Raw genomic sequence first — 23,433 nt, 5'->3', positions numbered from 1 at the left:
CATGGGGCGTGGTTGGGCACGTGCGGCGCATACCGGCGCTGCATTGGCGTCCCTAGAGTGGGTCTTGCCGTGGGGGCGTTTCCTTGCGGTGCGCCGGCGCGCATGCCGGTACTTCACGCTCATGGATGACGAGGCCACATCATGGCAGAACAGACGCTCTACACATCGCACAACAACTATTCGAGCCTGCAGACGGAGGGCGGCGGTACCGACACCGAACGCCGCCTGGGCTGGTGCGCAGCCGCCAGCGCGCTCTGGTGCAAGAACACGCTGGACGCTGCGATCGCACCCAAGGATTCCGACCCGAGCAAGCTGCGCGCCGGCATTCTGCAGGTCAAATATCGCTGGGATCCGAACGGCAATGGGCAGGACGTGCTGAACCTGCTGCACAACCTGGAGCTGAACGGCACGCGCGTGGCGGACGATGTCGCGCTGGGTACCATGCTGGATACGGTGGTCGGCACGCCCGGCGTGTATTGGATTGCCGATGAAACGCATGCAATGGCAGTCGACACGCGCGCCGGCCGGCACTTGTTCTATGACATCGAGAACGGGCTGTTCCAGTACGCCAGCAGCGCCGAATTGCGCCAGGGCATTCAGTCGCGCTATGCCAAATCGCGGGAGTGGACGGCTTTCCGTGTTACGCATCAATGAGCGAGCGTAGCGCCCAACAAAAACCGCCCCGGAGGGCGGTTTTCTTTGATGCGAGCGCTGGCTCAGGCAAGCGCCTTGGCCGGCTCACCTGCCAGGCCAGCTGCTTCGCGCAGCAGCAGGGCCTTGTCGGTGGCTTCCCAGCTGAACTCCGGTTCTTCGCGGCCGAAGTGGCCGTACGCGGCGGTCTTTTCGTAGATCGGGCGCAGCAGGTCCAGCATCTGCACGATGCCCTTCGGGCGCAGGTCGAAATGCTCCTGGACGAGCTTGGCGATCTGCTCGTCCGGGATCACGCCCGTGCCTTCCGTGTACACCGTGATGTTGATCGGGCGTGCCACGCCAATCGCGTAGCTCACCTGCACCTGGCACTGGCGCGCCAGGCCGGCGGCCACCACGTTCTTGGCCACGTAGCGCGCGGCATAGGCGGCCGAACGGTCGACCTTCGACGGGTCCTTGCCCGAGAACGCGCCGCCGCCGTGCGGGGCCGCGCCACCGTACGTATCGACGATGATCTTGCGGCCGGTCAGGCCGCAGTCGCCTTGCGGGCCGCCGATGACGAAGCGGCCGGTCGGGTTCACCAGGTATTTGGTATCAGCCAGCATGTGCGAGGGCAGCACCGGCTTGATGATCTCTTCGATCACGGCTTCGCGGATGGCCTCTTGTGACATCTCCGGCGCGTGCTGGGTGGACAGCACCACGGTATCCACGCTGTGCGGCTTGCCATCCACATAGCGCACCGTCACCTGCGACTTGGCGTCCGGGCGCAGCCAGGGCAGGCGGCCGTCGCGGCGCAGTTGCGACTGGCGCTCGACCAGACGGTGTGCGTAGTAGATCGGGAAGGGCATCAGCTCGGGCGTTTCATCGCACGCGTAGCCGAACATCAGACCCTGGTCGCCGGCGCCCTGGTTCAGGTAATCGTCCGATGCGCGGTCGACGCCCTTGGCGATGTCGGGCGATTGCTTGTCGTAAGCGACGAGGACGGCACAGCCCTTGTAGTCGATGCCGTATTCGGTGTTGTCGTAGCCGATGCGCTTGATGGTTTCGCGCGCAACGTGGATGTAGTCGACATTGGCCGTCGTGGTGATTTCACCCGCCAGCACCACCAGGCCGGTGTTGCACAGCGTTTCTGCCGCGACGCGCGCATATTTGTCCTGGGCGAGGATGGCGTCCAGGATGGCGTCGGAAATCTGGTCGGCGACCTTGTCGGGATGGCCCTCGGAGACCGACTCCGAGGTGAAGAGGAAGTCGTTTGACACGGCTGTTAGCTCCAGATTGGCTATCACGTTGCCAATCCGTTAAGCCACGGCCGGCGACGCTTTAGCGGTATTTAGCAACCTTGCCGAGGTTTGTGGCCAAGCAAGGATTCGCCCCGCAAGTTGTCAGTTAACTCGGCGAATCGCGCTATTATACGCGGCACTTTTCGGGGCCGCAGCAAGGCCTGCCAAGACCCTGTTCCCCTGTCGACTGCGACCAACACATTGCAGCGTACGCACGCATGACCTTCCTCTACTGGCTGTTTTCTCGCCTGCCTCTGTCAGTGCTGCAGGCGCTGGGCGGCTGGCTGGGAGCGTTGGCCGCCAAGGTGCCTGGCCGCTATCGCGACCGGCTCATCGCCAACTTCCGCCACGCCTATCCCGACGTCACGCCCGCCATGCTCAAAGAGGCGGGGCGCTCTGCCGGACGGATGGTGTTCGAGATGCCGTACTTCTGGGTGCGCAAGAACGGGGCGGACGTTGCTCCGTACCTGTTCGACGTTTGCCGAGAAGCTGTTGAGCGCGCGCTTGCAGATGGGCGCGGCCTGATCTTCCTCACGCCGCATTTGGGCTGCTTCGAGGTCTTGCCGCAGGCCTATGCGCGCGAGCATCCGGTCACATCGCTGTTCAAGCCGCCGCGCAAGGAGAGCCTGCGCACCTGGATCGAGAACATGCGCAAGGGGCCTAACATGCACATGGCCCCGGCTGATCCGCGCGGCGTGCGCATGCTGGTGCGTGCACTCAAGCGCGGCGAGGCCGTTGGCATCCTGCCCGACCAGACGCCCACCGGCGGCGAAGGTGTATGGGCGCCGTTCTTCGGCAAGCCTGCCTATACGATGACGCTGGTGCACCGTTTGCATCGGCTGACAGGTGCGCCCGTCGTGGCACTGTTTGCCGAACGGCTGCCGCGCGGCGCCGGCTATCGCTTGCACATGCATGAGCTCGGCGATCTGCCCGAAGACGCCACGCAAGCTGCCACCCTCATCAATGCCGCCATCGAACAGTTGATTGCCGTGGCGCCGACGCAATATCTCTGGGGCTATAACCGCTACAAGCATCCCAAGGGCGCGGACGCTCCGCCCGCTGCCTGATACTGCTGCCTTTATGGAACGTTTCTCTGCCAAATTCGGACTCGGCTTTTTATGGCTGCTGTCCTTCCTGCCGTACGGTTTTGTCGCGCGTTTTGGCGAAAGCCTGGGCGGGCTGCTGTACCGCATTCCCAATGGCCGCCGCCGCGTGGTGCTGGCCAACTTGCGCGCCTGCTTTCCCGAGAAGTCCGACGCCGAGCGTGAAGCCATGGCGCACGATGTCTTCCGCAAGGTCTTTCGCAGCTTTGCCGAGCGCTCGTTTGCCTGGTTCGCATCGGAAGAACGCCTGATGCGCGTGGTGAAGATCGACGACCAGGCCAATCTGCCGGCATTGCACGGCCAGCCACACATTCTCGTCACGCTGCATCTGTCGGGCGTAGAGATCGGCGCGCTGGCGCTGACAGACTACCTGCGCACGCACGTCGGCAACGCGGGCTGCTCGCTGTACACGCGCATGGCCAACCCGGTGCTCGACGACGCCATCAAGGCGCTGCGCAGCCGCTTTGGCGCGACCATGGTGTCGCGCAACGAAAACATCCGCCAGATCATGCGCACCATCAAGCGCGGCGAGGCGCTGCAGCTCATCTCCGACATGGATTTCGGCGAGCGTGATTCTGAGTTCGTGCCATTCTTCGGCGTGCCGGCGCTCACGCTCAACGCCATCCCGCGCATGGCGTCGATGACTGGCGCCAAGGTCATCCCGATGTACACCGAGATCCTGCCCAATTACGAGGGTTATGCGCTGCGCATCCTGCCCGCGTGGGAGAACTACCCCACCGGCGACCTGACCGCCGATACGCGCCGGATGAATGCCTTCTTTGAAGACGCCATTCGCCCGCGCATCACCGAGTATTACTGGGTGCACAAGCGCTTCAAGCACCGTCCCGAGGGCATGCCGGGCATTTACTGATGCCGGGAGCCGGCCGGGGCAACCGGGGCCGGCTCGCTTTAGAATGGGCGTTTTCCGAACGCTCATCGCCGCATCTGTGCGGCCAGCCATGAAACTGCACTTCACCAAGATGCACGGCGCGGGCAACGACTTTGTCGTGCTCGACGGCATCCAGACCCCGATCGACTTCACGCCCGAGCAATGGGCTGCCATTGCCGACCGCCACTTTGGCGTGGGGGCGGACCAACTCCTGCTGGTCGAGCGTTCGACACGGCCCGATGTCGATTTCCGCTACCGCATCTTCAACCACGATGGCGGTGAGGTGGAGCACTGCGGCAATGGCGCCCGCTGCTTCGTCAAGTTCGTCACCGACCGGGGTTTGACCGATAAGCGCACCGTGCGCGTGGAAGTCATGAACGGCATCGCCACGCTGACAATGCAGGACGATGGCCAAGTGACCGTCGACATGGGCGCACCGGTGTTCGAGGCGGCACGCCTGCCGTTCCTGCCCGAGGGTCTGCCCACCCGCATCGAAGGCGACGACACGCAGCACGCCCTGCAAATCAACGGCCGCACTGAATGGCTGTCGACCGTGTCGATGGGCAATCCGCACGCCGTGCAGATTGTCGACGACACGGAGGCCTTTCCCGTGCTGGAAGACGGCCCCCTGATCGAATCGCATGCCGTGTTTCCACGTCGCGTGAATGCGGGTTTCATGCAGATCGTCGATCGCCATTCCGTGCGCCTGCGCGTGTACGAGCGCGGGGCGGGTGAGACGCTCGCCTGTGGAACCGGCGCGTGCGCAGCGGTGGTGGCCGGCATCCGCCGTGGCCTGATCGATTCGCCCGTCAAGGTGGCCACACATGGCGGCGATTTGACCATCGCCTGGGCGGGCGTTGGCCAGCCGGTCATGATGACGGGCCCCGCCACAACCGTCTTTGAAGGCACGCTGGACCTGGATGCGCTCAAGCTGACCGCCGCCGCGCATTGATACCCCGGATTCCGCGCGGCGGCCTGCCGCCTACGCCAGAGCAACAAGCCAACAAGGAGATACCGTGGCATCCAGCGGCAAGAACCCGATTGACTCCTGGTATTTCGACGGCAGCAGCAAGTTCAAGATTGCCAAGTTTGATCCTGCCGCCAAGCCGTGCACCACGGGCAGTAAGGCGGGCGACCTGGCGCGGCTGGCCGAACTGTCTGCGCGCATTGAGGCACTCCAGGACATTTTCTATGCTGAGCACCGGCGCAAGCTGTTGGTCGTGCTGCAAGGCATGGATACCGCGGGCAAGGATGGCACGGTACGCACCGTGTTCCGTGCGCTCGACCCGCTCGGCCTGCGCGTAAAGGGCTTCAAGGTGCCGACGCCCCTGGAGCTGGCGCACGACTTCCTCTGGCGCATCCATGCGGAGGTGCCGGCCGCTGGCGAGATCGTCATCTTCAATCGCAGCCATTACGAAGATGTGCTGGTCACTCGCGTGCATGGAGATATCGACGCCGCCGAGTGCAAGCGCCGCTACGCTCACATCAACGCGTTCGAGCAGATGCTGGCCGAGACCGGTACCACCATCGTCAAGTGCTTTTTGCATATCTCCAAGGATGAGCAGCGCGACCGGCTGCAGGAGCGCATCGACGATCCGCAGAAGCACTGGAAGCTCGGGATGGCGGACATTGAAGACCGCAAGCTCTGGGATGACTACATGGCCGCCTACGAAGACGCCATCAATGCCACGGCCACCCCGCACGCGCCCTGGCACATCATTCCGGCGAATTCCAAGTCGCACCGCAGCCTGATGGTGGCGGAGATTCTGCTGGCGGTGATGGAGCGGTTGAAGCCGGAGTATCCGGCTGGGAATCCGGCGTATTCGGGGTTGAAGATCGAGTAGGGTGTTGGGTTGTGGGTTTATGAACCACAAAAAACAAAACCCCGGCGAAGTCCATCAACCGGGGTTTCCCAACAGCACAGCAAAACGCGTCAGATCGCGCTAACGCCGTATTTGTCCCGGTAGGCCGCAGCCTTTTCACGGTAGCCAGCCAGCGCCGGGTCGCCAGCCCCATCCAGATAACCCAGCAAGTCATCCAGGTTGGCAATCGACACCACCGGCATTCCATACTGCGCCTGCACCTCCTGCACCGCAGAGCGCTCGCCGATATCCACAGCATTGCCGCTGCGCTCCATCCGATCCATCAGGATCAGCACGGCAGCCGGTGTCGCGCCAGCGGCGCGAATCAGCTCAACCGACTCGCGCACCGAGGTACCGGCAGAAATCACGTCATCGACGATCACCACGCGCCCCTGCAGCTTCGCGCCGACCAGGCTGCCGCCTTCGCCGTGGTTCTTGGCTTCCTTGCGGTTGTACGCAAAGCCCACATTGCGGCCGAGGCCTGCCAGCGCAACGGCGGTGGCCGACGCGAGCGTGATGCCCTTGTAGGCCGGCCCGAACAGCATGTCGAACTCGACACCCGAATCCAGCAGGGTTTTCGCATAGAATTGCGCGACTTGGCCCAGCAGGGCGCCGTCTGCGAACTTGCCGGCGTTGAAGAAATAGGGCGACGTCCGCCCCGCCTTGGTCACGAATTCCCCGAACGACAGCACGCCGGCTTCCACCGCAAAGCGGATGAAGGATTGGCGCAACTCGCTGTTTTGGCTCATCTTTTTTCTCTGGTCTGCAAAAAAGTCCCGCCATGTTACGCATCATTTCCGCCAACCTCAACGGCGTTCGCTCCGCTGCCAGCAAAGGCTTTTTCGATTGGATGGGCAAGCAGGACGCCGATTTCGTCTGTGTGCAGGAACTGAAGTGCGCGCAAGACGACATGACCCCTGAATTCCTGGCGCCGCACGGCTACCACGGAGTGTTCCAGCACGCGGTGAAGAAAGGGTACAGCGGCGCAGGCCTGTACACGCGCCACAAGCCGGACGAAGTCATCGTCGGTTTCGATAACGGCGAGTTCGACGCCGAAGGCCGCTACGTCGAGGCCCGCTACGGCAAGCTGTCGATCATCTCGGTCTACGTGCCGTCGGGCTCCAGCGGCGAAGAGCGCCAGCAGGCCAAGTTCCGTTTCATGGACCTGTTTATGGATCACCTCAAAGACCTGCGCCACGAAAAAGGCCGTGAGGTGGTGCTGTGCGGCGACGTCAACATCGTCCACAAGGAAATCGACATCAAGAACTGGAAGGGCAACCAGAAGAACTCCGGCTGCCTGCCCGAAGAGCGCGCGTGGCTGACCAAGCTGTTCGACGAGGTCGGCTACGTGGACGTGTTCCGCACGCTTGATCAGCGCCCCGAGCAGTACACGTGGTGGAGCAACCGCGGCCAGGCTTACGCGAAGAACGTCGGGTGGCGAATCGATTACCAAATCGCCACGCCGGGTATTGCCGCCACCGCGCGCCACACGTCGATCTTCAAGGACATCAAGTTCAGCGACCATGCGCCGCTGACGATCGACTACGACACCAAGGTGCACTGGTAAGCACTTTATTGCGCTGCCGCAGAAATTTCTTCGTCAGCCGCTACAATGCAAAACTCACGCGCCGGCATGGGGCCGGCGTTGTGCTTTTTGCTCCTCTGTTTTTAGCGAGATCGCCATGGCATTCAAGGTTTTCGTCGACGGTCAGGAAGGCACCACTGGCCTTCGCTTGCTCGACTATCTGTCGCAACGCGACGATATCGAGCTGCTGCGCATCGCCGAAGACAAGCGCAAGGATTCAGCCGAGCGCGCCAAATTCCTGAATGCCGCCGATGTCGCATTCCTGTGCCTGCCGGACGTCGCCTCACGCGAGGCCGTCTCGCTGGTCAACAATCCGAACACCTGCATCATCGACGCCAGCACCGCATTCCGCACGTCGGACGACTGGGTCTACGGCTTGCCGGAATTGGCCAAGGGCCAGCGCGAGCGCCTGCGCAACACCAAGCGCATCGCCGTGCCGGGCTGCCACGCCAGCGCCTTCGTGCTGCTGATGCGCCCGCTGGTGGAAGCGGGCATCGTCCCGGCCGACTACCCGGTCACCGCGTTCTCGCTCACGGGCTACAGCGGTGGCGGCAAGGCGATGATCGCCGACTACCTCGCCGCCAATAATCCGAAGCTCGACAGCCCGCGCCCGTACGCGCTGGCACTGGCACACAAGCACCTGCCGGAGATGCGCGTGCAGAGCAAGCTGTCGCTCGCCCCGATCTTCACGCCGGTGGTCGGTAACTTCCTCAAGGGCCTGGCCGTGACGATCGGCCTGCACCCGCAGCATCTGGCGCGCAAGGTGAGCCCGGCAGACATCGCCAAGGTGTTGGCCGATTACTACCAGGGCGAGCAGTTCATTCGCGTGGCGCCGGCTGACAATGTTGCGACGCTCGACAACGGCTTCTTCGATGTGCAGGGCGCCAACGACACCAACCGTGCCGACCTGTTCGTCTTCGGCTCGGACGAGCGCATGGTCGTCACGGCGCGCCTGGATAACCTGGGCAAGGGCGCGGCCGGCGCCGCAGTGCAATGCATGAACGTGCACCTGGGCGTGGATGAAGCGACCAGCCTGCATGTGGAAGCGCCGATTCCTGCAGCCGGTGCCGAGCACGCCGTGCGCGAAGCGGCTCCGGGTTTTGCGAGCTGATCGATTGCCGCCTGGGCTGAAACGAAAAACGCGCCTTCGGGCGCGTTTTTCTTTGGTGGCGCGACTTATTTGCTTTGCGCGCCAGCCGGGATGTTGAACAGCATGCCACCGCCATTGCCGCCCGCCATCACGCTCGGCGTCACGCCGTTCCACTTCTCGATGGCGGCACGTTCGAGCTTCAGGCGTTCCCACGCCAGCAGGCGGTCATCCAGCGACGAAGCCAGCGCTTGGTTGGCAGCAGCCTCGCCTTCAGCAATCGCCACCTTCTTCTTGGCTTCGGCCTGAGCGGAACGTACTTCGTTCTCGGTGCGGATCGCATCCTGAATGGCCTTGGTCTTGGCGCTCACCGCATCGAGCAACGAGCGTGGCGGGCGCAGCGAGCCGACAATGCCGAACTGCTTGATCGACACGCCCAGCGGCGTAAGCCGCGTGTCCAGCTCGTTGGTCAGCCGAGCGACGAACTCTTCCTTCTTGCCGCCGTTCACGTCGTCGAAGTTGTATTCCGAGCCGATGGCGACGATCACGTTGCGTGCCGTGTCGCGCAGGTAGCCGTGCGTGAAGGTCTCGATGCGATCGGCGCGGAAGTTGGTGTAGAACGCCGGCACCTTGTCGCGGTCGAGCTGGTACGAGACGGCCACGTCCACATTCACGGGTACGGCGTCCTTGGTGTTGAACGTCAGCTCTTCGTTGAGCGCGTGGCCTTCATTCACATCTTGCGTCCAGATCACGCGCTGCACGTAGGTCGGGTACTGGATGATCGCCGTCTGCACGGGGTTGTAGAAGACGAAGCCGGTGACGACGTTTTCATGCGTGATGCCGCGATCGACGAGCCGGTTGATCTTGATGCCCGTGTAGCCCGGCGGAATGATCTGCCAGTTCAGCAGGAAAGTTCGCCCAATCGCCAGCGCCGCAATGGCGCCGAAGACGAGCGCGAGCAGTTTGACCGACAGCTTGCTTGCCGTGACTTGAGGCATGAGGGTTCCCCTTGCTTGTTGGTTTGCTTCTGAGGTGTGGCTGGCGGGGCGGGCGCGCTGCTTACGCAACGGCCTGCTTGCTGGCGCAGGAATCGTCAGCGATTCCCGTCAGGGATGGCCGCGCCCGGTGGGCGGGTGGTGGCAAGCGAACTTGCCAATGGTGATGAGGCGTTGAGCTTCAATACGGCCGAGATGGCGCATTGCGATGCCCGGATGTTGCAATGCACAAAGTATAGGCTGGCGCCGGATTTTTGCTCCCCTCCGGAAGCACTAGAGTGCGGCTTCGAATGCGCGGGCGTTGTGGAGTCGAATCAGGCGTCGCCGGGGTTGATGCGCGCAGGGTTCCAGCCCAGGGCGTTGTACACGTGATAGCGCGCGATGCCGATCCACTCGTGCAGCGCAAAATCTGTCAGCGCGAAGTTGTACGCCATCGGCAAGGGCGATGCCGCGGCCTGCAGATCGTCGGCGCGCACGGGAACCGGCGCCATGCCGAAGTGCGTGAAATACAGCAGGCTGCGCCGCAGATGGATGGCCGACGAGACGAGCACTGTGCGATCAGCCGCGTATTGCGCAAGCACCGTGCGCGAGAACTGGGCGTTCTGCCACGTATTCATGCTCTTGGGCTCCATCAGCACGTCGGCCTTGTCGACGCCGAGGGCAACGAGTTCGCGGCCATATACCGTGGCTTCCGGCTCGCCGTGATGACGGGCATCGCCGCCGCTGACGAGGATCTTGCAATCGCCGTCGGCTTTGCGGCACGCCTGGTACAACTGCGCGGCTTCCACCAGGCGCGGATACGAGAACAGCCCGGGTTCGACCGCGTCACCCACGCGAAACGTGCCCGCGCCCAGCAGCACGATGGCGTTGCGAGCACCCCATTGGATATGCGGCTCGTTCTCGAAGGGCTTTTCCAGCGAATCCAGCAGCCACGCCGGCACCGGCCCGCAGCCGATCGCCATCACCAGCACGCCGGAGACCACCGCCAGCCCGCGCGCAGCCCGGCGTCGGCCGCGTGCCGCACACACCGCTGCCACGATCACCAGCAAACATAGGATGGTCAGGCTCACAGGGTCCTCCAGGTCGGCGTCCACGCGCGTATGTGAGTGAGGCGCCATCGTAAAGAGGAATGGCCGGTTGCGCGACCCGTCTGCTTACGGGTTTGTTGCGGTGGGGAGCAACCCGTAGCCATGCGCCGCAATCGAGCAGGCCGTCAGCAACGGTGTTCAGCCCCATGCAGACAGGCGGCGCGGTGCTGATCCTGGGCGCCACAGTGGCGGGGATGGCGTTGTCGCGACGGGCGAGGGTGGCCGTACAAACAACAAGCCCCGCGAGGCAGGGGAAGGCTGCGGGGCTGGTTGAGCGGTGAGGTTATGCGCGGCGCTTACTGGACCGACTTCGTGACGTACGAGACGCTCTTCAGGTACGTGGTCGGCGCCGTGCCCTTGTACGCGTAGCTGATATCGCACTTGACCGTACGTTGGCCATCTACATCCCACCAGCAACGTTCGTCCAAGTCATAGGCCGCCGTTCCGGTCGAGCCGCCTTGCAATTGGCTGTCGCAATTGAGTTTCGAGCGCATCGCGATGCAACCGGATGGCTTGTCTGGGCTGAATCGCGGTAATCCACTGTCGATTATTGCCGCCGCACCATCGGCCGCATCGGCGCCTCATCGCCATTATCAACAGGCGCGGCGCCCAGATATTGCATGTTCGATCGATATTCCGGCAGCTTCGCCATCGTCATATGCCGGGCGTCGGCAAACAGCGTGAGCGTTTCAGGCAAATGGCGCGACAGCACGGCCATGCGCGTGCGTCCCGACGGATGTGTCGACAGAAACTGCTTTTGCTCCGCGCCGCCGATCGAACCCATCTTTTGCCACAGCGTGAGCGCGGCGCGCGGGTCGTAGCCGGCGCGGGAGGCGATGTCCATGCCGACCAAGTCAGCCTCGGTTTCCTCTGCACGCGAGAACGCCAGCAGGTGCATCTTGGCGCCTTCGCCCAGGTCCGTGTCGCCCCGGTTGCCGAAGCCGAACAATTGCGAGATGACGTTGGCGCCCAGGTTGGTGATTTCGCGCTGGCCGGCGCGGGCGCGGGCGTGTTCGCGCAGGGCGTGGGCGATCTCGTGGCCGAGTGCCATGGCGAGTTCGTCATCCGTCAGCTTGAACTGTTCGAGCAGCCCCGAGAACACGGCGATCTTTCCGCCGGGCATGCAGAACGCATTCACCTGCGACGAGCCGATCAGGTTGACCTCCCACTGCCAGTGCGCGGCGTCGGGGTTCCAGCGCGGCGCCTGCGGCGTGAGGCGCCTGACGATGCCGCGAATGCGGATCAGATCCGGCACGTTGTCGGGCGCAAGCGCGCCTTCGTGGGCCGCGTTGTCGATGATGCCCTGGTATTCGGCCAGCGCCCGCTTGTCGATTTCCTCGGCGGGAATGACGAGCCGGATGTTGGGCGACGTGGTGGTCGCCGCTTCCAGCTTCACGCCGTCGGCGGGCACCGGCAGCGGGCCGTCCATGGCAGTCGCCCACGCAGATAGCGCGAGGCCGATTGCGGTCAGCAGGGAGCGTGTTACGCGGGGCATATGGGTGAGGGGCCGAATCCGTGCGACATAATATCGGCCAACGCACCGCGCCACGCTACGTGGCAACCCGCATTCGCATCGCCTTCGCCTCTGGCCCGCCGCATGACCTTCCACGATTACCTCGATATCTTTCGCAACCGCCGCATCGGCGCGATGCTGTTGCTGGGCTTTGCCTCCGGCCTGCCGCTGGCGCTGACATCGGGCACGCTGCAGGCCTGGATGACGGTGGAAGGACTCGACATCCGCACCATCGGGTTGTTCTCGCTGGTGGGGCAGGCGTACATCTTCAAGTTCCTGTGGGCGCCGTTGATGGACCGGTTTACGCCGCCGCTCATGGGGCGCCGGCGCGGCTGGCTCGTGCTGACGCAGGCAGGGCTGGTGGCGTCGATTGCCGCCATGGCCTTCACGCCTCCGCATGCCGCGCTCTGGGCGCTGGCTGGGCTGGCAGTGCTGGTGGCGTTTTTATCAGCGTCGCAGGACATCGTTTTCGATGCCTACAGCACCGATGTGCTGCATACGAGTGAGCGCGGTGTCGGTGCGGCCGTGAAGGTGCTCGGCTACCGGCTGGCGATGCTGGTGTCGGGCGGCCTGGCGTTGTATCTGGCCGATCGCGTGATGGGCTGGAGCAACATGTACCTGCTGATGGCCGGGCTGATGGCGCTGGGCATCATCGCGACGCTGTGGTCGCCGGAGCCGGAGGTGTCGGCACGCCCGCCGCGCAGTCTGCAGGAAGCCGTGGTCGGCCCACTGCGTGACTTTTTCTCACGCCGGGGCGCCTGGGCGCTGTTGGCGCTGATTGTGCTTTACAAGCTGGGCGACGCGTTTGCAGGCAGCCTGTCGACCACGTTCCTGATCCGCGGCGTCGGGTTTTCCGCCGGCGAGGTCGGCATCGTCAACAAGACACTTGGTTTGGCGGCCACCATCGTGGGGGCGCTGTATGGCGGCACGCTGATGGTGCGGCTGGGGCTGGTGCGCGCTCTGCTGCTCTTTGGGGTGCTGCAGGCGGTGTCCAACCTGGGCTACTGGGTGCTGGCCGTCACGCCGCAGCATCTGTGGACCATGGCGGTGGCCATCGGCATCGAGAACATCTGCGGCGGCATGGGCACGGCGGCCTTTGTGGCGTTGCTGATGGCGCTGTGCAACCGGTCGTTCTCGGCGACGCAGTATGCGTTGCTATCAGCGCTGGCTTCCATCGGCCGCGTGTACGTCGGGCCAACCTCGGGCTACCTCGTGGAAGCCTATGGCTGGCCCGCGTTTTATCTGATGACCGTGGCGTTTGCCTTCCCGGGCCTGGTGCTGCTGTGGTGGATGCGCGGCACGATCGGCCGCTATGAGGCCGAGCAGAACGAACGGGCCTTGGCGGCCAAAGCCGCGTCAGCCTGATTGACTAACCCAAGCGGTTCGAGCGTTCGGCATCAGCAAAGCCGGCCAGCGGCAGCGCCGCATCGATGCCTTTGCCCAGCGCGATGGCCTTGAACAGCTCGCCCATCTCCGCTTCCGACAGCAGCTTCTGCACGGCATTGGCTGCCGGCAGAAACTGCATCGGGTCGGACGGATCTAGCGTCATCAGCAGCTCGCCCACCCCGGCGCTCAACAGAAAGCGCGCCTGGCTCGTATAGCCGAGCAGGTCCAGCCCGGCCTCCTGGCCCGCTTGGGCAATCCCCGAAAAATCGACGTGCGCGGTGATGTCCTGCAGGCCCGGCAGCCAGAACGGATCGTCATGCGCGTGCTGGCGGTAGTGGCACATGAGCGTGCCGTTGGCGCGGTGCGCGTGGTAGTACTCGGCAGCCGGGAAACCGTAGTCGATCAGCAGCAGCAGGCCGCGCTCAAGTGCTGCACCGGCGCTGCGGATAAAGCCCTCGGCGGCTTCGTGCGATTCGGTGACGAGATCATCGGCGCCCGGCAGGGCGGCCAGCTTGGCCGGTACCTCTGACGGATCAACGAGCCGGTCTTCCCATTGCAAGCCATTTTCGGCGTCGAGCGTCACGCCGCGCTGGTGCCACACGCCGCTGCGCCGCGCCCACAGCGACACGGGCATCGCATCAAGCACTTCATTGCCGATCATCACGCCAGTAAACGGCGCGGGCAACGTGTCATGCCACTGCACGAGGGCGCCCAGCTCGGGGCCGAGCGCGGTCAGGCGCTCCTGCTGGCGCTGGCGCAGCTCGCCGGAGAGTTCGACGATGCCGTAGCTGTCGGGGCGCGCGCCCACTGCATCGAGTTCGGTCAGGATGTGGGCGGCCAGCTTGCCGGTGCCGGCGCCAAACTCCAGCACGTGGCGCTGGCCTTCGGGTAATGCCTGAAGCACTTGCGCGATCTGGTGCGCCACGGTGCGTCCGAAGAAGGGCGTCAGTTCGGGCGCGGTGATGAAGTCGCCGCCGTCTTCCACGCGGCGGCCGAACTTGGCCGCGCCGCCGCTGTAGTAGCCCAGGCCGGGCGCGTAGAGCGCCAGTTCCATGTAGCGGTCGAACGGGAGCCAGCCGCCGGCGGCCGCAATGGCGTCGGCGATCACGGCGAACAGTTGCGCGGACTGCGCCTGCGCCGCCTCGTTGGGAAGCGGTAAACTCACGGTTTTGCTCATCGGCGAATTGTAAACAATGGCGCAGACGCCCATCCAGTCAACTGCGGAATCGACCGCAGAATCCGCTACACCGCGGCGCATCGCCCTCGTCACAGGCGCAGGCCGCCGCGTGGGCCGAGTCATTGCCCTGGCCCTGGCCCGCCACGGCTGGGATGTGGCCGTGCATTGCCACCGCTCGCGCACCGAGGCCGAGGCCGTGGCCGCCGAGATCATCGCCATGGGCCGCCGCGCCGCCGTGCTGCAGGCCGACCTCTCGGACGAAGCCGCCGCCAGCTGCCTGATCGCCGATTGCATCGCTGCACTGGGTACGCCCACCTGCCTGGTCAACAACGCATCGCTGTTCCAGTACGACGTTGCCACCAGCTTCAGCTACGCGTCGCTCGATACGCACATGCGCACCAACGTAGCGGCGCCGCTGCTGCTCTCGCGCGAGCTGCACCGTGCGCTGACTGCGGATGGCGCCGAAGGCCGCGGCGTGGTCATCAATCTGCTCGACCAGAAGCTCGATAACCTGAACCCGGATTTCCTCTCTTACACGTTGTCGAAGGCGGCGCTGTCGACCGCCACGATGCAGCTTGCGCAGGCCCTGGCGCCTGCGCTGCGCGTGGTGGGTGTGGCGCCGGGCATCACGATGGTGTCGGGCGACCAGTCGCAAGGCAGTTTTGCGCGCGCGCACCAGATGACGCCGCTGGGCCAGTCGTCCACGCCGGAAGACATCGCCGATGCCGTGTGCTACCTGGCTACCGCGCGCGCCGTCACCGGCACCACGCTGTTCGTCGACGGAGGCCAGCACCTGATGCCGCTGGCCCGCGACGTGATGTTCCTCACTGAATAACTCTTCCCCCGGACGCCCCATGCTTTCCCTGCTATCCCACCCGCGCCTGTCGCACTGCCGCAGCATGTTCCTGCGCAACTACGAAGTGCAGATCAACATCGGCGTGCACGAATTCGAGAAGAAGGGCGAGCAGCGCGTCCTGATCAACATCGAGCTGTACGTGCCGCTGGAGCATTCGTCGCCCACGGAAGACAAGCTGCACGAAGTGGTGGATTACGACTTCATGCGCGACACCGTGGCGCGGCGCATGGCGCAGGGCCATATCCATCTGCAGGAGACGCTGTGCGATGACGTGCTGACGGCCATGCTCAAGCACCCGCATGTGCTGGCCGCGCGGGTGTCGACGGAGAAGCCGGATGTGTATCCGGATTGTGAGTCGGTGGGGGTGGAGGTGTTTCGGATTAAAGAGTCGGGCTGACGGCTCTGTTTTTGATGCGGTGGTTTATCCCCTGTTTCATCCCCTGCCGGGGCTGACTCACTTTCTTTGTCTTGCCAAAGAAAGTAAGCAAAGAAAGGCGCGCCCGAGATGGCAACACATTCCTTGAATTTCGGTCGCGGGGAGGGAAGGGAGGCAAACTCGCTGCGCTCAGACAGGCCTCCCTTCTTTTTCCTCCCCGCAACAGAAATTCAAGGCGCCATCTAGGGCAGGAAGGGAAAACCGTTGGTGTGCCGGTGTTGGCGGCTGCGTTTTTGATCTGCCTAGGCCGCAGTCGCATACTCCCGGCGTTGGGCGTGCAACGCGCCCGCTACGCTGGCCAGCAGGTCCAGGGCCAGATGCGCTGTAATCCCGCCCTTGTCGTGGCGCGGGTTGTATTCCACCAGTTCGAATGCGGCAAAACGTGCATCGCGGGCGCATGCGGCGAGTGCTTGCGCCATGCCCTGCGCGGTGAGCCCGTCTGTTTCGGGCGTGCCGACGCCGGGCGCGACTGCGGGGTCGAAGGCATCCAGATCCAGCGTTACGCCGAAGGCCGCTGTGCCCGTTTTGACTTGGCGGATTGCGTCGGCCATGACGGCGCGCAGGCCGTTGCGTGCCACTTCGGCTGCGTCGATGACGCGCACACCTAGCAGGTCGAGCAACGCGCGTTCGGCGGGCTCATAACTGCGCGCGCCGATCACCACGACGTGTTCTGGCGACAGCTTTGGCGCGGTATCGCGAACCTGCGTGAGGGCCGCGGCGCCGTGGCCGAGCAGCGTCGCCAGCGGCATCCCGTGGATGGCGCCGGAATCGCTCGTCTGGGGTGTGTGGCTGTCAAGGTGGGCATCGATCCAGATCAGGCCCAGCGGGCCCTTCTGCCGCAAGGCGTTTGCTACACCCGACCACGTGCCGATCGCGCACGAGTGATCCCCACCGACGACGACCGGCACATGCCCCTGGTGCATGCTGTGTGCCGTCGCATCGGCGAGCGCGCGCGAGAAACCAGCCACGCCCGGCAGTGCCGCCAGGCGTGCTGAGCGGCTGTGCCCCGCCGACATCGCCAATTCGATGTCGTGCACGAGCGCGGCTTGCGTGTCCGGCGTCTGCAGTCGCGCCAGCGCGCCGGCCTCCAGCAGCGCACGCGGGCCGTCCTTGCAGCCGTCGTCTTGCGCGCCGCAGCCGATGGCCGCGCCGATCAGATCAATGATGGTCATGTCACTCCCCTAGCGAGTTCTTCCTCAAGCCGCCTTGCGGCGCGGCCAGCCAGCCAGCGTCTGGCGGATGGCGTCCAACGCCAGCGCCAGCTCGGCCTCTCCGATGACCAGCGGCGGTGTCAGGCGGACCACGTTGCCGTAGGTGTCCTTGGTCAGCACGCCGCGCTCGGCCACCGCGAAGGCGAAGTCGTGCGCGTCAATGTCGGCATCGAGTTGCAGGCCGATCATCAAGCCGCGCCCGCGCACCTGCCGCACGCCGTGGCCGACGAGCGTCTTCAGTTCGTTGATGAACGCTGCGCCCACGCGCGCGGCACGCTGTGGCAGTTGTTCTTCGATCAGCAAGGCGAGTGCCGCGCGTCCGATGTGCGCTGCGAGCGGGTTGCCGCCAAACGTGGAGCCGTGGTCTCCCGGCTGGAACACGCCGATGACCGCCTCGCGCCCCGCGATGGCTGACACCGGCACCATGCCGCCGCCGAGCGCCTTGCCCAGCACCACCAGATCGGCGTCAACGCCTTCATGCCAGCTCGCCAGCACATCGCCGGTGCGGCCCAGGCCCGTCTGCACCTCGTCGCAGACCAGCAGCACGTTGTGCTGGGTGGCGAGTTCGCGCGCGAGTTTGAGGTAGCCCACAGGAGGTTCGACGATGCCGCCTTCGCCTTGCACCGGCTCCATCAGGATTGCGCCCGTGTTGGGTCCGATGGCCGCACGCAGCGCATCGGCGTCGCCAAACGGAATGCGCCGGAAGCCGGCCGCGAACGGGCCGAATCCGTAGCGATATTGATCGTGCGAGGAGAACCCGACGATCGTCGTCGTGCGGCCGTGGAAGTTGTTTTCGAAGACGATGATCTCGGCCGCCTCGGGCGCCAGGCCCTTCACGTCGCGCGCCCACTTGCGCGCAGCCTTGATGGCGGTTTCGACGGCTTCGGCGCCGGTGTTCATCGGCAGCGCGCGGTCCATGCGCGTGATGCGGCAGACGTCGGCCAGGAAGGGGCCCAGCTCGGTATTGTGGAATGCGCGCGACGTGAGCGTCAGCCGGCCGGCCTGCTCCGTCAGCGCTGCAACGAGTTTCGGATGCGAATGCCCGAAGCTGACGGCCGAATACGCCGACATCATGTCCAGGTAGCGCCGACCGTCCGTATCGAAGAGCCACACGCCTTCGCCGCGTTCCAGCATGACCGGCAAGGGCGCGTAGTTGCGTGCGCCGTAACGCTCTTCCAATGCATAGCTCGGATGTTGCATTGCGGTTGTCATGATGGCCTCCTGCCTGGATCGGTCGTTCACTTGCGGCGGATTGTGCGATCTGACAGACTTGAAATCAAATCGAATGTTTTTCGTTTTTCGATCCAAAAATTTGATCAATTGAGGCGCCGCTCACAACGCTCTCCTGACCAGGCGCACCGCGCCAGGGGCGCGTTGTGAGCGGCGACGGCCATGTCGCACTCGCCGCTGCGCTATCTGCATAGCTTCCTGACCGTCGCCAACGAAGGCAGCTTCGTGCGCGCGGCAGACCGCCTGGCGGTGTCGCAGCCGGCGCTGTCGTACCAGATGCGGCAGTTGGAGCAGTGGCTCGGCGTGCCCTTGTTCGAGCGCTCGGGGCGCAAGCTCGTGCTCACGCGTGCCGGCACGTCGGTGCGGGCGTGGTGCCGCGATGCGTTTGCCGGCCTGGACGAACTGCGCGCCGCATTGCACAGCGGCGAGATGGAGCGCGTGTCGCTCAAGCTGGCGAGCGGCTCCAGCTTCGGGCGCTATGTGCTGATGCCGGCGCTGCTGAAGCCATCGCCCGAATCCGACGCGCCGCTTCTCAACGACGTGCGCCTCGAACTCGCCTTCGGCAGCGACGAAGAAGTCTTCGGCCATGTCGAGTCCGGCCGCGCCGATCTCGGCTTCGTCTACACGCCGCGCACGTCACGCCTGTTTGAACACCACGCTGTCTACACCGAAGAATTCGTGCTCGCCTGCAGCGCCCGCGCATTGCGTGAGCAGAGTGCGCCACGCACGCTGGCTGATTGCGCGGCGCTGCCCTTCGTCACCTATGACGAATCCGATGCGGTCTACGGACTGTGGTTCAAGGCGCTGTTCCGGCGCATGCCGGAGACGACCGTCAGCGCCCATCACGTGTCCGACCTGGAAGAGGTCAGCACGTTGGTGGAGGCCGGCATGGGCTGGTCGGTGCTGCCCTTGCATGCCATTCAGGATGCCGTGGAGCGCGAGCGCCTGCGGGTCGTGCGCCCCATCGTGGCGCGGCGCTGCCTGAACACGGTGTTCGCCGTGCGCCGCACATCGAGCTTTCCGAGCGAAGCGCAAGACCGCTTGCTTGTGCGGCTTGCGCAGCTTGATGCGGCGGCGCGCGTGTAGGCGCGCAGTCGCCATCCTTCGAGCCGATCCGCGAGGCGCGAAATGCCGCCTTGAAATTAATTAATTCGACAATTAATATCTGCGGAATGGCAACCCGCAAACCTTCCTCTCGCGGCCCAGGCCGCCCCCGTCGTCAGGATGGCGCCACGCAGGACGACCTCCGTGACCGCCTGCTCGACATCGCCGTCACCTTGTTTGCGCGAGACGGCGTCGGCCCGACCACGCTTGCCGCCATCGCTCGCGAAGCCGGGGTGACGGCACCGATGGTGCATTACCACTTCAAGACGCGCGATCAATTGCTCGATGCCGTGGTGGAGGGGCGCATCCGCCCGCTGGTCGACCAGGTGACGGGCCCGGCGCTGGCGATCATCGCCGATGACGCGCATCTTCCGGACCTTGCGCAGACCGTGGCCGGCGTGGCGCAGCGCATGGTGGCGGTGGCCACGGCCACGCCGTGGTTTCCGACGCTGTGGATTCGCGAGATCGCCAGCGAAGGCGGCCAGTTGCGCGAGCGCGTGTTTGCGCGCATCGCGCTGGAGCGCGCCACGTTGCTGGTCGACCGCATTGCCCGTGCACAAGCGGCGGGCGCGGTGAACGCGGCACTGCAGCCGCCGCTGGTGATGGTGTCGGTGATCGGCCTGGCGATGCTGCCGCTGGCGACGCGCGCGCTGTGGGGGCGTCTGCCACTGGCGGATCAGGTGAGCGACGAGGACATCGGCCGGCACGTGGCCGCGCTGCTGCTGCACGGCATTGGCCCCGTCGCCGCGCCTGAGGACGGCGCCGGCAAGAAAGCGAAGCCGAAGCCCAAGCTAAAGAGCAAGGGGCGCAAGTAGGCAAACACGGCAGGCAATCGAATCAATCGCGTCAATTCGAATCCCGCGGAGGGCGGTATGCGGCAAGCGTTGTGCATTGGCAGGGCAGGGTGGTTTGCGGTGGCCTTTGCCGCGGCAATGGCCCTGGCGGGTTGCGCCAAACAAGACGACCACATCTACCAGGGCTATGTGGAGGGCGAGTTCGTCTACGTGGCATCGCCCGTGGGTGGGCGGCTCGAACATCTTGGCGTGCAGCGTGGGCAGAGCGTCAACGCTGGTGCGCCGCTCTTCGCGCTGGAATCAGTGGACGAGACGGCGGCCCGCCAGCAGGCAGCCGCGCAACTGCAAGGCGCCGAAGCCCAACTCGCCGACCTGAATGTCGGCAAGCGTGTGCCGGAGGTGGATGCGGTGCGCGCGCAACTGGCACAAGCCGTGGCGGCGGACAAGCTCTCATCGACGCAACTGGTGCGAGACGAGGCGCAGTTCCGCGCCGGTGGCATCGCGCAATCGCAGCTCGATGCTAGCCGCTCCACCGCACAGTCCAACGCACAGCGCGTGCGTGAACTGACCAACCAGTTGCGCATTGCCCAGTTGCCGGCGCGCAATGACCAGATTCGCGCGCAATCGGCACAGGTGGAAGCGGCGCGTGCGGCGGTGGCGCAAGCGCAATGGCGGCTCGATCAGAAGGCGCAGAAGGCTACGCAGGGCGGCCTCGTATTCGACACGCTGTATCGCGAAGGCGAGTGGGTTGGCGCGGGCAGCCCCGTGGTGCGCATGCTGCCGCCGGCGAACGTGAAGGTGCGCTTCTTCGTGCCGCAAGGCGTGGTGGGCGCGCTCAAGCCCGGTCAAGCTGCGCGCCTGCACTGCGATGGCTGCGCGGCCGATATCAACGCCACGGTCACGTACATCGCAACGGAAGCCGAATACACACCGCCCGTCATCTACAGCAACACGACGCGCGACAAGCTGGTCTTCATGGTGGAAGCACGGCCCGCCGTGGCCGATGGTCCAAAGCTGCGTCCGGGCCAGCCCGTGGAGGTGATGCTGCCATGAGCGCTGCCAGCCACGACGGTCAACCGCACACACGCAACGGCGGCTACGCCATCGACGTGCATGGCCTGAACAAGCACTTTGGCGACAAGCATGTTGTGAAAGACCTCTCCATGCAGGTCGCGCGTGGTGAGATCTTCGGCTTCCTGGGCCCCAACGGCAGCGGCAAGACCACGTCGATCCGCATGATGTGCGGGCTGCTGACGCCCGACAGCGGCAGTGGCTCGTGCCTGGGTTACGACATCCTCAAGCAGTCGGCGCAGATCAAGCGGCGCGTCGGCTATATGACGCAGCGGTTTTCGTACTGGGACGATCTGTCCATTCGCGAGAACCTGGATTTCGTTGCACGCCTGTACGAGATGCCCAATCGACGCGAGGTGGTTGACCACGCGCTGGAACATCTCGGGCTGGCGTCGCGTGCCAAGCAACTGGCGGGCTCGCTGTCGGGCGGCTGGAAGCAACGTTTGGCGCTGGCCGCGTGCATGCTCCACAAGCCCGAACTGCTGCTGCTCGATGAACCCACCGCCGGCGTCGACCCGAAAGCGCGCCGCGATTTTTGGGAAGAGCTACACCGCTTGGCGGCGGAGGGCATCTCGGTACTCGTCAGCACGCACTACATGGACGAGGCCGAGCGTTGCCACAAGCTCGCCTACATCGCGTATGGCGAGCTGCTCGCACAAGGCACCGCCGATGAGGTGATTGCCGGCCAGCACCTGTCGACGTGGTCGATCTCGGGAGGCAATCTGGTTGAGCTGGGCCGCAAGCTGGAAGGGCGGCCCGGCGTGGATCAGACCGTCGCGTTTGGCTCGGTGCTGCACGTGACTGGCGCGGATGCGCACGCGCTGGAGGGCACGTTGCGCAAGCTCGCAGGTGAGTCCGGCATGCGCGCCGAGCCGATCAACACCGGCCTCGAAGACGTGTTCATCCACATGATGAAGCGCTCCTCAGACAATTACGGAGCGCAGCCATGAGGCCAGACGGCAATCAATTTTCGCTGGTGCGCTGGTGGAGCGTGGTGCTCAAGGAGTTTCTGCAGCTGCGCCGCGACCGCGTGACGTTCGCCATGATGATCGGCATTCCGATCATGCAACTGTTCCTCTTCGGCTTTGCCATCAACGCCGACCCGAAGCATCTGCTGACTGGCGTCATTGCCGCAGACCAGAGCGAGTTCACGCGCAGCTTCCTGGCCAGCATGCGCAACTCCGACTACTTCGACTTGGCGACCACGCTGACAGACGAAACCGCCGGGCGCGAAGCGTTGGCCAAAGGCCAGCTTCAGTTTGTCGTATCAATCCCGCCGGACTTCACGCGCAAGCTCGTGCGCGGCGAGAAGCCCTCGCTGCTCGTGGAGGCCGATGCCACCGACCCCGCCGCGACCGGCCTGGCCGTGGCCTCGCTCTCGCAACTGGTGCAGGGCGTCGTCAGCAAGGATATGAAGGGCGCGTTGTCACAACTGGCCGGAGGCGCGGGCGCAAACGGTGCGGCGCCGCCATTCGATGTACGCATCCACAAGCTCTACAACCCGGAAGGCATCACGCAGTACAACATCATCCCCGGCCTGATGGGCACCATCCTGACGATGACCATGGTGATGATGACGGGCCTGGCCATGACGCGCGAGCGCGAGCGCGGCACGATGGAAAACCTGCTCGCTACGCCGGTGCATCCGCTGGAGGTGATGACGGGCAAGATCGTGCCGTACATCTTCATCGGGCTGGTGCAGGTGACCATCATCCTGCTGATGGCGGTCTTCGTTTTCCACGTTCCGTTTGTCGGCAGCGTGTGGATGGTCTACGTCTCGGCGCTGCTGTTTATCGTGGCGAGCCTGACGGTGGGGATCACGCTGTCGTCGCTCGCGCAGAACCAACTGCAGGCGACGCAGCTGACTTTCTTCTACTTCCTGCCCAACATCCTGCTGTCGGGTTTCATGTTTCCGTTCGTGGGCATGCCCAAGTGGGCGCAGGCAATCGGCAACCTGCTGCCGATGACGTACTTCAACCGGCTCACGCGCGGCATCCTGCTCAAAGGCAATGGCTGGTTTGAGCTGTGGCCGAGCATTTGGCCGCTGATGGTGTTTACGGTGGTGGTGCTGGGAGTTGCGTTGCGGTTTTATCGCAAGACGCTGGATTGAGGTGGGGT

24 protein-coding genes and 1 pseudogene are annotated in these 23,433 nt (G+C 64.7%); 16 read left to right on the top strand and 9 right to left on the bottom strand.

The genetic code is table 11. From position 1 onward, the window contains the following. Positions 1-141: 141 nt before the first annotated feature. Positions 142-654: a hypothetical protein gene (locus DOD19_RS14650; RefSeq protein ID WP_024976957.1), complete on the top strand. Its 513-nt coding sequence runs from the start codon at positions 142-144 to the stop codon at positions 652-654. Between the two features lie 62 nt (positions 655-716). Here the strand turns inward: DOD19_RS14650 and metK are convergent, their stop codons facing one another. Next, positions 717-1,907 carry a methionine adenosyltransferase gene (metK, locus tag DOD19_RS14645; RefSeq protein ID WP_112186242.1) on the bottom strand — a complete coding sequence of 397 codons (1,191 nt, stop codon included), beginning with the start codon at positions 1,905-1,907 and terminating at the stop codon, positions 717-719. Between the two features lie 239 nt (positions 1,908-2,146). Between metK and DOD19_RS14640 the strand changes: the two genes are divergently transcribed. The 4 genes from DOD19_RS14640 to DOD19_RS14625 all read left to right on the top strand — a co-directional run bounded on the left by DOD19_RS14640 (position 2,147) and on the right by DOD19_RS14625 (position 5,764). Beyond that, positions 2,147-2,995, top strand: coding sequence for a lysophospholipid acyltransferase family protein (locus DOD19_RS14640; protein ID WP_112186240.1), 849 nt, complete (start codon positions 2,147-2,149; stop codon positions 2,993-2,995). A 13-nt stretch (positions 2,996-3,008) separates the two neighbouring features. Beyond that, complete coding sequence (locus DOD19_RS14635) at positions 3,009-3,902, top strand: lipid A biosynthesis lauroyl acyltransferase (protein ID WP_024976954.1); 894 nt, start codon at positions 3,009-3,011, stop codon at positions 3,900-3,902. Between the two features lie 88 nt (positions 3,903-3,990). Further along, positions 3,991-4,872: a diaminopimelate epimerase gene (gene dapF / locus DOD19_RS14630; protein ID WP_112186585.1), complete on the top strand. Its 882-nt coding sequence runs from the start codon at positions 3,991-3,993 to the stop codon at positions 4,870-4,872. Positions 4,873-4,936: 64 nt separating this feature from the next. Beyond that, positions 4,937-5,764: a polyphosphate kinase 2 family protein gene (locus DOD19_RS14625; protein ID WP_024976952.1), complete on the top strand. Its 828-nt coding sequence runs from the start codon at positions 4,937-4,939 to the stop codon at positions 5,762-5,764. Between the two features lie 89 nt (positions 5,765-5,853). On the opposite strand, the gene pyrE is transcribed toward DOD19_RS14625, so the two are convergent. Continuing rightward, positions 5,854-6,531, bottom strand: a complete 678-nt coding sequence (gene pyrE, locus DOD19_RS14620; protein ID WP_112186239.1) for an orotate phosphoribosyltransferase — start codon at positions 6,529-6,531, stop codon at positions 5,854-5,856. A gap of 32 nt (positions 6,532-6,563) precedes the next feature. Here pyrE and DOD19_RS14615 point away from each other — a divergent pair, with 32 nt between their 5' ends. Together DOD19_RS14615 and argC are read left to right on the top strand one after the other, a co-directional pair. Further along, positions 6,564-7,349, top strand: a complete 786-nt coding sequence (locus DOD19_RS14615) for an exodeoxyribonuclease III (RefSeq protein ID WP_024976950.1) — start codon at positions 6,564-6,566, stop codon at positions 7,347-7,349. Positions 7,350-7,464: 115 nt separating this feature from the next. Beyond that, positions 7,465-8,478 (top strand): N-acetyl-gamma-glutamyl-phosphate reductase, encoded by a 1,014-nt coding sequence (gene argC, locus DOD19_RS14610; RefSeq protein WP_112186238.1) that lies wholly within the window; start codon positions 7,465-7,467, stop codon positions 8,476-8,478. Between the two features lie 65 nt (positions 8,479-8,543). On the opposite strand, the gene DOD19_RS14605 is transcribed toward argC, so the two are convergent. After that, complete coding sequence (locus tag DOD19_RS14605) at positions 8,544-9,452, bottom strand: prohibitin family protein (RefSeq protein WP_112186237.1); 909 nt, start codon at positions 9,450-9,452, stop codon at positions 8,544-8,546. A gap of 311 nt (positions 9,453-9,763) precedes the next feature. Further along, positions 9,764-10,519: a YdcF family protein gene (locus DOD19_RS14600; RefSeq protein ID WP_024976947.1), complete on the bottom strand. Its 756-nt coding sequence runs from the start codon at positions 10,517-10,519 to the stop codon at positions 9,764-9,766. Between the two features lie 155 nt (positions 10,520-10,674). Here DOD19_RS14600 and DOD19_RS28245 point away from each other — a divergent pair. Further along, positions 10,675-10,818 (top strand): annotated as a pseudogene (locus tag DOD19_RS28245) (EamA family transporter); the annotation flags it as partial. Positions 10,819-10,833: 15 nt separating this feature from the next. Here DOD19_RS28245 and DOD19_RS14590 read toward each other — a convergent pair. Both DOD19_RS14590 and DOD19_RS14585 read right to left on the bottom strand, forming a co-directional pair. Further along, complete coding sequence (locus DOD19_RS14590) at positions 10,834-11,031, bottom strand: hypothetical protein (protein ID WP_112186235.1); 198 nt, start codon at positions 11,029-11,031, stop codon at positions 10,834-10,836. Between the two features lie 53 nt (positions 11,032-11,084). Further along, positions 11,085-12,032: a M48 family metallopeptidase gene (locus tag DOD19_RS14585; protein ID WP_112186234.1), complete on the bottom strand. Its 948-nt coding sequence runs from the start codon at positions 12,030-12,032 to the stop codon at positions 11,085-11,087. 102 nt (positions 12,033-12,134) lie between these two features. On the opposite strand from DOD19_RS14585, the gene DOD19_RS14580 reads away from it, so the two are divergent. After that, positions 12,135-13,415, top strand: coding sequence for a muropeptide transporter (locus tag DOD19_RS14580; RefSeq protein ID WP_024976944.1), 1,281 nt, complete (start codon positions 12,135-12,137; stop codon positions 13,413-13,415). Between the two features lie 4 nt (positions 13,416-13,419). Here DOD19_RS14580 and DOD19_RS14575 read toward each other — a convergent pair whose 3' ends face one another. Beyond that, positions 13,420-14,613 carry a class I SAM-dependent methyltransferase gene (locus DOD19_RS14575; RefSeq protein ID WP_112186583.1) on the bottom strand — a complete coding sequence of 398 codons (1,194 nt, stop codon included), beginning with the start codon at positions 14,611-14,613 and terminating at the stop codon, positions 13,420-13,422. Between the two features lie 16 nt (positions 14,614-14,629). On the opposite strand from DOD19_RS14575, the gene DOD19_RS14570 reads away from it, so the two are divergent. Beyond that, a complete protein-coding gene (locus DOD19_RS14570) occupies positions 14,630-15,448 on the top strand; it encodes an SDR family oxidoreductase (protein WP_112186233.1) in 819 nt (272 codons plus the stop codon). A gap of 19 nt (positions 15,449-15,467) precedes the next feature. Next, positions 15,468-15,866 carry a dihydroneopterin aldolase gene (locus tag DOD19_RS14565; RefSeq protein WP_112186232.1) on the top strand — a complete coding sequence of 133 codons (399 nt, stop codon included), beginning with the start codon at positions 15,468-15,470 and terminating at the stop codon, positions 15,864-15,866. Between the two features lie 281 nt (positions 15,867-16,147). Here the strand turns inward: DOD19_RS14565 and DOD19_RS14560 are convergent, their stop codons facing one another. Continuing rightward, the gene (locus DOD19_RS14560) at positions 16,148-17,077 is read right to left on the bottom strand and encodes an arginase (RefSeq protein WP_024976940.1); all 930 of its coding nucleotides are present in this window, start codon (positions 17,075-17,077) and stop codon (positions 16,148-16,150) included. A gap of 24 nt (positions 17,078-17,101) precedes the next feature. Continuing rightward, positions 17,102-18,328, bottom strand: coding sequence for an ornithine--oxo-acid transaminase (rocD, locus tag DOD19_RS14555; RefSeq protein WP_112186231.1), 1,227 nt, complete (start codon positions 18,326-18,328; stop codon positions 17,102-17,104). Positions 18,329-18,508: 180 nt separating this feature from the next. On the opposite strand from rocD, the gene DOD19_RS14550 reads away from it, so the two are divergent. The 5 genes from DOD19_RS14550 to DOD19_RS14530 all read left to right on the top strand — a co-directional run bounded on the left by DOD19_RS14550 (position 18,509) and on the right by DOD19_RS14530 (position 23,425). Beyond that, positions 18,509-19,432: a LysR family transcriptional regulator gene (locus tag DOD19_RS14550; RefSeq protein ID WP_024976938.1), complete on the top strand. Its 924-nt coding sequence runs from the start codon at positions 18,509-18,511 to the stop codon at positions 19,430-19,432. Between the two features lie 86 nt (positions 19,433-19,518). Beyond that, positions 19,519-20,265, top strand: coding sequence for a TetR/AcrR family transcriptional regulator (locus tag DOD19_RS14545; RefSeq protein ID WP_024976937.1), 747 nt, complete (start codon positions 19,519-19,521; stop codon positions 20,263-20,265). A 57-nt stretch (positions 20,266-20,322) separates the two neighbouring features. Further along, positions 20,323-21,297, top strand: coding sequence for an HlyD family efflux transporter periplasmic adaptor subunit (locus tag DOD19_RS14540; RefSeq protein ID WP_024976936.1), 975 nt, complete (start codon positions 20,323-20,325; stop codon positions 21,295-21,297). Then, positions 21,294-22,265 (top strand): ABC transporter ATP-binding protein, encoded by a 972-nt coding sequence (locus DOD19_RS14535; RefSeq protein WP_112186230.1) that lies wholly within the window; start codon positions 21,294-21,296, stop codon positions 22,263-22,265. The genes DOD19_RS14540 and DOD19_RS14535 overlap by 4 nt, the downstream gene beginning before the upstream one ends. Then, positions 22,262-23,425 (top strand): ABC transporter permease, encoded by a 1,164-nt coding sequence (locus tag DOD19_RS14530; protein ID WP_024976934.1) that lies wholly within the window; start codon positions 22,262-22,264, stop codon positions 23,423-23,425. The genes DOD19_RS14535 and DOD19_RS14530 overlap by 4 nt, the downstream gene beginning before the upstream one ends. The last annotated feature ends 8 nt before the right edge of the window (positions 23,426-23,433 follow it).

Source organism: Ralstonia sp. GX3-BWBA (genome assembly GCF_003290055.1).
GTDB lineage: Bacteria > Pseudomonadota > Gammaproteobacteria > Burkholderiales > Burkholderiaceae > Ralstonia > Ralstonia holmesii.
Note: the sequence above shows the minus strand (reverse complement) of the source record. Positions and strands in the feature narration are given on the sequence as shown.